Annotated in this window: 10 protein-coding genes, 1 tRNA gene, 1 pseudogene and 1 riboswitch; of the genes and pseudogenes, 5 read left to right on the top strand and 7 right to left on the bottom strand. The window is 68.7% G+C overall.

All coding sequences use genetic code 11. The features are described from left to right. Positions 1-31 precede the first annotated feature (31 nt). Positions 32-3,484, top strand: a complete 3,453-nt coding sequence (locus AC3X7Z_RS18460; RefSeq protein ID WP_489976838.1) for an ATP-binding protein — start codon at positions 32-34, stop codon at positions 3,482-3,484. Between the two features lie 381 nt (positions 3,485-3,865). Here the strand turns inward: AC3X7Z_RS18460 and AC3X7Z_RS18465 are convergent. The 3 genes and pseudogenes from AC3X7Z_RS18465 to AC3X7Z_RS18475 form a co-directional block, all read right to left on the bottom strand. Continuing rightward, positions 3,866-4,663: pseudogene (locus tag AC3X7Z_RS18465) on the bottom strand (transposase); the annotation flags it as partial. Between the two features lie 387 nt (positions 4,664-5,050). After that, complete coding sequence (locus AC3X7Z_RS18470; protein ID WP_489976839.1) at positions 5,051-5,605, bottom strand: hypothetical protein; 555 nt, start codon at positions 5,603-5,605, stop codon at positions 5,051-5,053. Between the two features lie 72 nt (positions 5,606-5,677). Then, positions 5,678-6,082 carry a GNAT family N-acetyltransferase gene (locus tag AC3X7Z_RS18475; protein WP_206054362.1) on the bottom strand — a complete coding sequence of 135 codons (405 nt, stop codon included), beginning with the start codon at positions 6,080-6,082 and terminating at the stop codon, positions 5,678-5,680. A 176-nt stretch (positions 6,083-6,258) separates the two neighbouring features. On the opposite strand from AC3X7Z_RS18475, the gene AC3X7Z_RS18480 reads away from it, so the two are divergent. Then, positions 6,259-6,429 (top strand): hypothetical protein, encoded by a 171-nt coding sequence (locus AC3X7Z_RS18480; protein ID WP_186342759.1) that lies wholly within the window; start codon positions 6,259-6,261, stop codon positions 6,427-6,429. Between the two features lie 63 nt (positions 6,430-6,492). Here AC3X7Z_RS18480 and AC3X7Z_RS18485 read toward each other — a convergent pair whose 3' ends face one another. Next, complete coding sequence (locus AC3X7Z_RS18485; protein ID WP_186342666.1) at positions 6,493-6,906, bottom strand: HIT family protein; 414 nt, start codon at positions 6,904-6,906, stop codon at positions 6,493-6,495. Between the two features lie 92 nt (positions 6,907-6,998). On the opposite strand from AC3X7Z_RS18485, the gene AC3X7Z_RS18490 reads away from it, so the two are divergent. Beyond that, the gene (locus tag AC3X7Z_RS18490; RefSeq protein WP_186342667.1) at positions 6,999-7,358 is read left to right on the top strand and encodes a hypothetical protein; all 360 of its coding nucleotides are present in this window, start codon (positions 6,999-7,001) and stop codon (positions 7,356-7,358) included. A gap of 72 nt (positions 7,359-7,430) precedes the next feature. Here the strand turns inward: AC3X7Z_RS18490 and AC3X7Z_RS18495 are convergent, their stop codons facing one another. Continuing rightward, entirely contained in the window at positions 7,431-7,901 is a 471-nt protein-coding gene (locus AC3X7Z_RS18495) for a GNAT family N-acetyltransferase (protein WP_186342668.1), read from the bottom strand. Between the two features lie 172 nt (positions 7,902-8,073). Between AC3X7Z_RS18495 and AC3X7Z_RS18500 the strand changes: the two genes are divergently transcribed. Beyond that, complete coding sequence (locus tag AC3X7Z_RS18500) at positions 8,074-8,439, top strand: VOC family protein (RefSeq protein WP_186342669.1); 366 nt, start codon at positions 8,074-8,076, stop codon at positions 8,437-8,439. A 261-nt stretch (positions 8,440-8,700) separates the two neighbouring features. On the opposite strand, the gene AC3X7Z_RS18505 is transcribed toward AC3X7Z_RS18500, so the two are convergent. Beyond that, positions 8,701-8,865 (bottom strand): hypothetical protein, encoded by a 165-nt coding sequence (locus AC3X7Z_RS18505; protein ID WP_489976840.1) that lies wholly within the window; start codon positions 8,863-8,865, stop codon positions 8,701-8,703. 417 nt (positions 8,866-9,282) lie between these two features. After that, positions 9,283-9,371: transfer RNA gene (locus AC3X7Z_RS18510), tRNA-Leu, on the bottom strand. Positions 9,372-9,451: 80 nt separating this feature from the next. On the opposite strand from AC3X7Z_RS18510, the gene AC3X7Z_RS18515 reads away from it, so the two are divergent. Further along, the gene (locus AC3X7Z_RS18515; RefSeq protein ID WP_186342671.1) at positions 9,452-10,795 is read left to right on the top strand and encodes a M20/M25/M40 family metallo-hydrolase; all 1,344 of its coding nucleotides are present in this window, start codon (positions 9,452-9,454) and stop codon (positions 10,793-10,795) included. 93 nt (positions 10,796-10,888) lie between these two features. Next, positions 10,889-11,018: riboswitch (FMN riboswitch) on the top strand. Positions 11,019-11,083 lie beyond the last annotated feature (65 nt).

The raw sequence follows: 11,083 nt of genomic DNA on the forward strand, positions 1-11,083 counted from the left end.
CGTGTCCATCGACCGGACTGACACGGCGGACGTGAGCGGCCTCTTCGCGCAGCGTGACGTCGCCACCCCCTCGGACGACACCATGCAATGGCGCGCGTCGCTGCTGCAGATGGTCAACTGGGGTGGGTTCGGCGGACTCACGGTGGTGCCGCTGCGCGGCGACGCCACGATGATCTCCGGCGCCTCCGGCGTCGGCAAGAGCACCATCCTCGATGCCTACACGGCGCTGATGATGCCGTCCGACACCAAGTTCAACGGCGCGTCCAACGACGCGGTCGCCGGCCGCGCCCGAGGGGCCGGGCAGCGCAACCTGCTGTCGTACCTCCGGGGCGCGGTCGACGTCATCGACGACCCCCGCACCGGGCGGCCGGTCGAGCAGCTGCTGCGCGGCAAGGGCTCCGACACGTGGGGCGCCATCGCGATGACGTTCGTCAACGACCGGGGCGGCCGGTTCACTGCGCTGCGCACCTACTACGTCCCGCGCCGCGCCACCCGCTCCGGCGACGTCCAGATGCAGCTCGCGACGCAGGAGGGCGCGCTGACGCTCGACCTGCTCGAGGTCGCGGTGCCCGAGCGGTTCCACGCCAACACGCTCAAGAAGATCTTCCCCGGGATCCGGGTGCACCGGACCTACGCCGAGTACGCGGCCGTGCTGCACGCCCGCCTCGGCATCGGAGCCAACGGCGACGGCGCCAAGGCGCTGCGGCTTCTCGCCCGGATCCAGGCCGGCAACCAGGTCCGCAGCGTCGACGAGCTCTACAAGGACATGGTCCTCGAGCGCCCTTCGACCTTCGCCGCTGCCGACCGCGCGATCGAGCACTTCGACGACCTCGACACCGCCCACTCAGCGATGCGCACCGAGGAGCAGAAGCTCGAGCTGCTCGGGCCGATCACCGAGCTGCACGACCGCAAGGTGGCCGCGACCCGACGACTGGACGAGCTCGATGCCTACGGGGTGACGAAGGGCGGTGACACACCACTGCGGATGTGGCTGCTCCGGGCCCACCTGCGACTGATCGAGGCCGCCGTCGCCGACAACCGGGCCGAGCGGGCGGCGGCCGCCGACGAGCTGAGCGCGACCACGTCCGTCGAGCGGACCCACCTCGCAGACCTCGAGGCCGCACAGGAAGCACACCGGGCTGCCGGGGGAGCGACCCTCCAGTCACTCGCCCTGTCCCTGGAGCAGGAGCAGGTCGTCCGGGAGGACCGGCTGACCCGCCGCACCATCCTCCAGGAGCGGATGCTCCCACTCATCGACGCCACAGACGCCCACGCGCCCGACGTCGACGGCGCCCTGCTGTCCAGCGAGGCATTCGCCGTGCTCCAGCTGCACGCCCGACAGTGGCTCGCCGGCTACCAGCGGGAACAGGAGCGGCTGCGGCGCGAGCGTGACGCCGTGCTGCGCAGCCAGTTCCCCCTCAGCCAGCGACAGGCTGAGCTGCGTCGCGAGCGGGCGTCGATGGAGGGCCGCGCGGGCCGGATGCCGGCCCGCATGCACGAGCTGCGCGCGGAGGTGGCGCGAGCAAGCGGGCTCGGCCTTGACGACCTGCCGTTCGTTGCCGAGCTGGTCGACGTCGCTGCCGAGGAGGCGAGGTGGCGCACCGCCATCGAGACGGTGCTCGGCGCCAGCGCCCGGATGATGCTGGTCCCGCTGCAGCACCTGGAGCGGTTCTCCTCCGCCATCGACGGACTGCACCTGCGCGGGCGCCTCGTCTTCGAGGGGGTGGAGCTCGACCTGCCCGACCCCGGACCGGCTGATCCCGAACGGGTCGGTGGCAAGCTCGCGTTCAAGGACACGCCCTTCACCGGGTGGGTCCGGGCGCACGTCGAGGAGCCGTCCCGCAACGCTCTGTGCGTCGAGTCCGCCGAGGACCTCGCTGGCCCTGGCTTCCGCGTCACCCTCGCCGGCCAGACCCGCAACGGCCGACGAGGCGCCCACGGGCGCAACGACGCGCGCAGCATCATCGGGTTCTCCAACGAGGACGCGATCGCCGACATCGACGCCGAGCTTGCCGACCTCGAGGAGCAGCTCGACGCCGTCTCCGCGGAGCTCGGCCAGCTGGACCTGCAGGCGCGCGTGCTCGAGCGGCAGCGCACCTCCTACGACGCCGTCGCGACCGCGCGGTTCGACGACTTCGACGTCGACGGCAGCGACCGCCGCATCGCGCACCTGGAGCAGCGCCGCTCGGTGATCCTGGAGTCCGACGACCGCCTGCAGGCGCTCGACACCCAGATCGACGACCTCACCGCCCGACTCGAGGAGGCGCGCCGGGCCCGCTACGGCCTCGAACAGCGCCAGCGGGAGCTCAACGCGTCGCACGCCGAGCTCGTCGACGCCGAGGACAGCGTCAAGGACCGGATCCACGCCATCGAGGAGGACGGCACCGTCGTCATCGGCCCGGGGCAGGAGGAGGCGCTGGCCGCGGAGTTCGCCGCGGCCGCGGAGCCGGCCGACCCCCACGACCTGGCGCGGTTCGCCGAGACCTCCCAGCGGCTCGTCCAGCGACTGCGTGAGGCGGTCACCGACGCCGAGGCCGCGGTCAGGCGCGTCGACGAGGACCTCGTGCAGATCTTCCGGGTCTACAAGTTCCAGTGGGACTCACCCAACCTCGGCTCGACCGCGGACTCCTACCCCGACTACGCCCGCATCCTCGAGGACATCCAGGGTGAGGGCCTGGCCGCACGCCGCGCCGAGTGGAGGCGGCGCCTCACCGAGTGGAGCGGTCAGGACCTCGTGCCCCTCGTCGGGGCCATGGCGGCGTGCGTGGAGGAGATCGAGGACCGTCTCGAGCCGATCAACGCGATCCTGCGGCGCCTCGAGTTCGGCGCATCGGGCGACCGTCTCAGGATCCGTCTCCGACGCCTGGCACCGGCCCACGTGCAGACGTTCATGCGGGATCTGCGGACCCTCTCCTCGGGCTCCACCACCGCTCTCACGGAGGAGGCGCTGGAGAAGCGGTTCGCCGAGCTCAGCAGCTTCATGCAGCAGCTTCGCAAGCCCAGCCAGGTCGGCGACGCCGCGACGACGCTGACCAACCGCGAGCGTCTCCTCGATGTACGCCGCCACGTGGAGATCAGCGCTGAGCGCTACGACCACGCGACCGGCGAGCTGCGTGCCACCTACCGCACGCTGGGGGAGAAGAGCGGCGGCGAGAGCCAGGAGCTGGTCGCCTTCATCGTCGGCTCCGCGCTCCGCTTCCGGCTGGGAGACGAGATGCGTTCCCGCCCGCGGTTCGCGCCGGTGTTCCTCGACGAGGGGTTCGTCAAGGCCGACTCCGAGTTCGCGGGCCGTGCCGTCCAGGCGTGGCGAGGTCTCGGCTTCCAGCTGATCGTCGGCGTTCCCCTCGACAAGGTCACCGGGCTCGAGCCCCACATGGACGCCCTGCTCGCCATCACCAAGAACAGCGCCACCCACCAGTCGTGGATCACCCCCATCTCCGCCGTGGACCCACGGCCTGAGGCCAAAGAAATTAACACCGGGTGAAGGCTCGCGAGGGCGTGCTGCACGAGGTCGTGACGGCTGGAGCAGACGTGGGCGGCGTCGTCCCCGGAGCACCATGGATCTCACTCGGTGTCCCTTTTGGCGACGCCGGTTGCCGGATCTGGCACCCCTCTGTGTCGAGGAGTGCTCGTTGTGAGGGTCTTCCGACGGGGAGATGGTCGGCGTAGCGTCGGCTGCGCGGGTCCGGGAAGTGGCTGATCCGAAGTGTCGATGAGCGGGTGCGAGTCCGACCGCGCTGGATTGAAGTGTCGCCCCGCAGTGCCCTCCCGGGCCCGCTCCATCGTGTTTCTGGGCGTCGGCGACGAGCTGTCGGTAGACGACGTCGGACAGACGCCGTTTGAGGCAGCGCAGTGCTTCCATGGGGGTCTTGCCGGCGGCGAGCTTGCGTCGGTAGTAGGCGCGGCCTTCGGTGTCGTGGCGGATCTGCACGATCGCGGCGACGTGCAGGACGTGGTTCATCCGCCGGTTCCCGGCCCGCGACGAACGGTGGTGGGTTTGCTCGCCGGACGAGGCGTCCAGCGGCGCGGTGCCGGTCCAGGACGCGAACCGGTTGCGGTCGGCGAACCGTGCCACGTCACCGACCTCGGCCAGCACCCGTGCCGCGCCTGCCGGTCCGATGCCGTAGATGTCCATCAGGTGCGAGCCACGCTCGAGCACCGCGGCCTTCAGCTCGGCCTTGATCCGCTTGAGCGTGGCGTCGACCGCGACCAGGTCGGCGATCTCTTCAGCGGCCATCCGACGGCGGGTCTTGCCGGCGATGTCACGGGGTCGCACGGTCGCCAGCACCGTCTTGGCCTGGGCAGCGGACAGGTCGCGTTTGCGCTGGCCGGGCAGCAGTTCGCTGAGCAGTCGCTGCAGCCGGTTGAGGGTCTGGACGCGTTGGTGGGCGAGTTCGTCGCGGCGGTCGGTGAGCATCCGCAGGGCTTCGGGCTCACCGTCCTCGACCAGCACCCGCAGGTCCGCCGTGCGGACCGCGACGACAGCGATGGAGTGGGCGTCCAGGGCGTCGGTCTTGCGGTTGTGCCGGTGTCGAAGAGCCGCACCCGGGCCGCGAGCTTGGCCGGAACGTCGACGACCTGCTCGCCGGCGGCGACGAGTCGTTGGGCCAGCGGACGACCGGCGCCGTTGGCTCCCTCGACGGCCCAGACGCGGTCGGGCCACTGCTTCACGTAACGCTGGAGTGCTGCGTGACCGGCTCTGTCTGTAGCGAACCGCCCCGTGCCGAGCAGCTGCTGGTGGGTGTCGACGACCTCGATCGTCACCGACATCTTGTGGGGATCGACCCCGATGATCACTGCCTGCGTCTTGCTCATCCGCACCTCGCAACTGGGAACCAGCAGGACGACGAGGTGGGCATTGCTACTACGAGCCGGGCAGACCCCTCTGGAGCCACTCCTCGTCACGGTGACCGACGAGGCGCAGTCCAGATGAGGGCCACACCATCGGTGGGCAGCCGATAAGAGAGCGTCGCGCCGATCACCTGGATCGAAGTCTGGCCGGACACCGATCCTGCGGGAAGTTTCCTAGTAGCCGATGAGCGGGCGCAGCTCAACGATAGAAGCGCGTCGAGAACGTCGTCGGTCGCGGCACATCACCAGTAGTGAAGTGCTTGTGCAGCCGTCTGTGTCGATGCCGGAAGAAGGCGCCGACTATGCGCGCCAGCAGCATGGAGAGTCCAGGAACGGGCAGGCGGGGCTGCAGGGTGACGCGGTCATGAACTCGGGTGCCCTCCGGGACCGGTGTCAACGTCCGCTCATGCTCCCAGTGCCGCATGCTCAACATGGTGGAGCGCTCCAGAAACCGGACGCCCGGCTCAAGTTCATCGATCATCAGGTGGTCGAAGTCGAACGGGACGAGGCCGAACAGTCGGAGCCAAGCGCGACCGATGGGCTGGCCCAGCGGGAGAGTCTCTACCGTCAGTCCCGCCGCTCGGCGCGGCATGGTCATTGTCATCCAGGGCCACATCTCGTGATTTATGCCTTCGGCACTAACGACCCGCTGCCAAACCGCTGCCGGAGGCTCCGGAAGGTCAACGTGATTCTCCACGGTCCTCGTCGCCACGCCGCTCCCTATGCCGAATGTCCTCGCTGCACGATTGCACACCGTTCCTATGGCCGTGCTACGGACTTCCGCTCATGCCGATGACAGGGCGTTTGTTTGGCTTGGTCGCGCCCGTCAGAGAACGAGTTTCATGCGCGGAGCAGACGTCAAGACGAAACCCGCCTTGCCGTAGAGGCCCTGTCCTTCCTCCGTAGAACTGAGGTCCACCCGATCTGCATCGATCGACCTAGCCCACTCGACTACGTCGCGGACTAGCAAGGTTCCGTACCCGCAGCCGCGGTGCTCGGGAAGAGTGATGACATTCGCGAGCCGAACGGTTCGCCCATGGGGACACATGGGATTGGGGACGCCCAGTTCGAGGGTGCCGATTGCGGTTGCGACGATTTCGCCACCGATGTCGACGACTGGGAAACGAGCGGTGCTGGAGTCGCCGACGTACTGGGCGAACCACTCTTGAGCGTGGCTCCTCCACGGCTCGTCTTCAGCAGCCTCGTCCTTCTCAAAGAGCAGGCCCCACAACCGTAGAAGTTGTGGGACGTCAGGGGTGGTTGCGATCCTGAGCGAACTACGCGAACTGTTCATTGGAGACAACTCTAAGTGCCCTGACCGACAGGTTGACGGTATCCGGATCTGCCGCGACCCGTGTGTCCGGTCATGCCAAGGTGAGTGCGACGACTGGTGAGATGCTCAGTCCTATGAGCACGGACCGCGCTGAGGTAATTGAGCAACTCCGTCGCGTCATCGCTTGGGAAATCGAAGCCCAGGTTGGTGTCCAGCGTGCCGCCGAGGAGATGCCCCCACTCATCGCCGACACCCTGCTCGACTACTTCGACGTCGCCATCAGGCCTGGGGTCGACTTGCCGTAGAACGTCCGGATCTGCCGCTGATGGTGCGCGGATCTGCCGAGATCCGGTCGCTGCTCAACGGCACTAGATGAGTAGGGCGTGGGTGCGGTCGAGCGCGTCCATCGCATCGTGGGCAGGCGCCCAGTTGCTCGTCAGTCTGCCGTCGCCCGAGAACCGAGGCACGAGGTGAAAGTGCAGGTGGTCCACCGTCTGTCCCGATGCCGCGCCGTTGGACTGGAACACACTGACGCCATCGGCGGCCAGGCGATCCCTGAGCAGAGCGGCGGTCGTGTGCAGTGCTTGGGCCATTCCCGCGATGCCTTCTGTGGCGAGTCCCGACATCAGATCGGTGATGTGCGCTGTCGGTATGACCAGGATGTGACCTGCCCTCACTGGTTCAGTGTCGAGGAAAGCGCACGCCGACTCGTCCCGATAGACGAACCGGGCGGGCGATCGGTCGGCAGCGATGTCGCAGAAGATGCATCCGCCAACGGCCATCGGGTCATTGTGCGCGCGTTGTGGAGGGGAACGCACTCATCTGCCGCTGATAGTGCGCGGATCTGCCGAGATGCGCTCACTAGACTTCCCGTGTGACATCACTACAGGTTGCGGATGACGAGGCGTGGTGGACGGCCCTGGGTGTCACACCAACCGCCGAGGCAGTCTCCGGCGACGAGTTCGTGCGTGAGGTGGTCTACCCCGTCACGGGCAGCCGCGAAACCGTCCACGTGACATGGGATGTGACCGACAGCAGCGTGCGGGTACGACACCGAAGAGGTGACGTCGTCGTAACGGACGTCCATCGCGAGATGGCGACTCTGCTAACCGTCGCCGGCGTCGGAGAGACGGCAGAGATCTTGTTGGAGTACGGATCTGCAGGGCACTCGGGTCGAACGCGGGTACGCGTGACTCCCGAGGTGCTCATCGAGGACACGTTCCTGCGGTCCTAGCGAACATCCGGATCTGCCGCTGACAGTGCGCGGATCTGCCGATGAGCCGGGCGAGCGACCGCTGCCCCGTGGTCAGTCGACTCGCGGATCCATGTCGAAGGTGATGACGGGGTTGCGCGCGGCGACAGAGTCGTAGAGAGACTGGGCAGGGTTGCTTGGTTTCGTGGTCCATCGAACGGTTGTCCATCCGGATGCCCCTGCCAACCCGGCGAGGTGTTCGAGCAGGGCGCGGGCTCCGCCATGCCCTCGCTGCACGGTGTCGACGAACAGATCGTCCAGATAACACCCGATGGAGCCCGTGATGGGCCTCTCGAACGGTCGGTAGTGAGCGAGCCCCACAGCGTCCGGGACCGTGCTGTCATGCAGTAGTAGACAGTTGGTCTGCCCGTCACTGCGCATGATCCAGGACCAGACACGCGAAAGATGCTCGTCGCTGACCACGTAGCCCGCTTCCTCGCCGTAGGCGCGGTAGAGCCTCCTCCACGTCATCTGCTCAGAAGTCGTCGCCGTTGAGACCTTCCACCTGCCGTGCCGAGTCACCACGAGCGCAGCGTTTCACAGGACCGATGTCGCGTCCGGATCTGCCGCGTTGAGGACGGCTACGCTCGCCCGGATCTGGCCGCTGATGGTGCGCGTAGCCGCTCTTCTGGGGCGAGCGCCCGCCACCCGGACGAGGCGCCGAAGGCGCCGACTCCCCTTGTGCCACGATGAACGGGTGCCGGCACGTTTCAAAGACATCGCGCTCGACGCGGTCGACCACCAGGCGCTCGCAGACTGGTGGTGCGCCGCCCTTGGCTACCGGCGATCGGATGAGCTGTATCCGCGCGACGATGGCTGGACTCGGCCGGCGGCGTGGCCGACGCCGATCGTCGACCCGGCTGGGAGCGGACCCCTGATCTGGATCAATCCGGTCGCCGAGCAGAAGTCGGTCAAGAACCGGATGCACTTGGACGTGTACGGAGACTGCGAGGAACTCGTCGAGCTTGGTGCGATCGTCATGCGCCGTCGCGGCGCGGAGATCGATTGGGATGTCCTCGCAGACCCGGAGGGCAACGAGTTCTGCGTATTCCAGCCGGAGTGAGTCAGGGGTCGGGCGTCGCGGGGACGGAACCGTACCTGCGGTGGGTAACGATGCGGCGTGCGAGTGCCGCGTCGGGTCGGCAGTCCCAGTTTGTCGTCAGGTGGTCTGACCTCGAGGGCTGGTTCGGCCGTGACGGCACGCCGCAGTGGCCGTGATTTGCACGCTCGTACCGCCGAGAGCGTGCGCTGCGGTTCAACCGGATCTGCCGCGATCAGCTGGACCGGATCTGCCGAGATTCGGTCGCGCTGGAGCGGCGTGCCGCTAGGACCGCTTGGCGACGAACTCCGCCAGGGTGCCCTCGGGGTCGCGGACGACTGCGTTGCGGTTGTTGTTGCCCGCATCATGCGGTGGCGTGACGACTGGCGCACCAGCATCGGCGGGCACCACCAGCGCGGCCACCGGTAGGCCGGTGACGTCGACGGCCACGACTCGATTCGCGCCCTAGGCGCGGCGGTAGGGGCCGCCTCGGTCGTGGACGTGAACCCGCCGTTCGAGGCGCCGCGGGTCCGGTCAGGCGTCGATGACGACCACGCGAGGGCGTCTTCTCCGTTCTCGCGTCCTGCCTGCGCGCGGATGTGTCCAGGGTGCGGCATGCGCCGCACGGTCCCTGTACAACTCGCCCAGCCAATGGGGACACACCCAGTCAGACCTCCCCCGGAGGACCTCCGGGCCCAGTGGTTGCCGTCTCGCCGACAGCTGGCACACCGCCGAGGGGACTGTCCGCCAAGGGGACTTTCTGCAGGGATCGGTGACGCCCGGACCCGCGTCGAGAAGCAGGTCGGACAACCAGGTCGCGGGAAGCAGTCAGGGCCCCGCTCTCGCGAGGCCCTGACTGTCCAACCGTGGTGTCCGAGGGGGGACTTGAACCCCCACGCCCTAATACGGGCACTAGCACCTCAAGCTAGCGCGTCTGCCAATTCCGCCACCCGGACGAGTGCTGGGAAACAGTAGCAAAGCCGCTTCCCACCAACGAATCGGGGCTGGTGCTCGCTCGTGGGGCAGGATGGGCGGCATGGAACAGGCGCCCCGGGACCTCTCGCAGGACCGCTCGCAGGACCGCTCCTACGACCCTGCGGCGGAGGTGGTGCGGCTGTGCCAGGAGCTCATCCGCATCGACACCTCCAACTACGGCACCGACGAGGGGCCGGGGGAGCGGAAGGCGGCCGAGCACGTCGCGGGCCTGCTCGACGAGGTCGGCATCGACGCCGAGGTCATCGAGGGCCTGCCGGGTCGGGCCAACGTCGTGGCGCGCTGGGGCGGCGGCGACGGCCGTGCCCCGCTGCTGCTCCACGGCCACCTCGACGTCGTGCCCGCGGAGGCCTCCGACTGGCAGGTCGACCCGTTCGCCGGCGAGATCCGCGACGGGCACGTGTGGGGCCGGGGTGCGGTCGACATGAAGGACTTCGACGCCATGCTGCTCAGCGTCGTACGGGCGCGGGCGGCGGCCGGCGCGGTGCCCGACCGCGAGCTGGTGCTGTGCTTCACCGCCGACGAGGAGGCGGGTGGCCACCACGGCGCCGGGGTCCTCGTCGACCAGCACGCCGACTGGTTCGCCGACTGCTCGGAGGCCGTCGGCGAGGTGGGCGGCTTCTCGGCCACCGTGCGCGGACGCCGGGTCTACCTCATCGAGGCGGCCGAGAAGGGCATGGCGTGGATGCGGCTGACGGCCCGCGGCCGGGCCGGCCATGGCTCGATGATCAACGACGACAACGCCGTCACCCGGCTCGCCGGCGCGGTCGCCCGCATCGGCGCGCACCAGTGGCCCGTGCGGCTGACCCCGACCATGGAGGTGCTGCTCGCGAGCGTCGCCGAGCTCGCCGGCACGGAGGCGACGCCCGACAACGCCGAGGCGCTGGTGGAGGAGTTCGGCGACGCCGCCCGGATGCTCGGCGCGGTCATCCGCAACACCGCCAACCCGACGATGCTGCGCGCCGGCTACAAGACCAACGTCATCCCCACCGACGCGCAGGCCACGGTCGATGGGCGCTTCCTGCCCGGCTACGAGGACGAGTTCTTCGCGACGCTGCGCGAGCTCGCCGGCGACGGCATCGAGTTCGACTTCGAGTCCAAGCAAGACCCGTGGGAGACGCCGTACGACGGCGACCTGGTGGCGGCGATGACCCGCAGCCTGCTCGCCGAGGACCCCGAGGCGATCGTCGCGCCCTACCTGATGTCGGGCGGCACCGACGCCAAGCACTTCCGCACGCTCGACATGCGCTCCTACGGCTTCGCGCCGCTGCGGCTGCCGGCCGACCTCGACTTCACCGCCCTCTTCCACGGCGTGGACGAGCGGGTGCCGGTCGACGCCCTCGAGTTCGGCGCGCGGGTCTTCGACCGCTTCCTCGACCAGGTCTGACGGCGCTCGGCCGCGACACGGTGTCGCCCATCTCACCGGTGGAGCCGGGTGAGGGAATGGCTCGCGCTGTGGCAGAGTTGCGCCCACAAGAGCTTGCGTGCTCTGGGGGCGGTGGAACTCCGCACCGGCGGTCACAGTCCGCGACCCGACCACCGCCAGTGGCCGGTTGACCAGGTGGAACTCCTGGACCGACGGTCATAGTCCGGATGAGAAGTGCACGCTGACGGCTCGTGCGTCGTCCCCGACCGGGGACCGCGTGCCCCGTCGCCCGCCCCCCGGAGTCCCACA

It is taken from the genome of Nocardioides sp. Z24_21 (assembly GCF_058134345.1).

Bases quoted from the DNA above. Each gene is read 5' to 3' on its own strand.
- AC3X7Z_RS18480 (WP_186342759.1), top strand. From the start codon at position 6,259: ATGAGCACGGACCGCGCTGAGGTAATTGAGCAACTCCGTCGCGTCATC.
- AC3X7Z_RS18485 (WP_186342666.1), bottom strand. From the start codon at position 6,906: ATGGCCGTTGGCGGATGCATCTTCTGCGACATCGCTGCCGACCGATCG.
- AC3X7Z_RS18515 (WP_186342671.1), top strand. From the start codon at position 9,452: ATGGAACAGGCGCCCCGGGACCTCTCGCAGGACCGCTCGCAGGACCGC.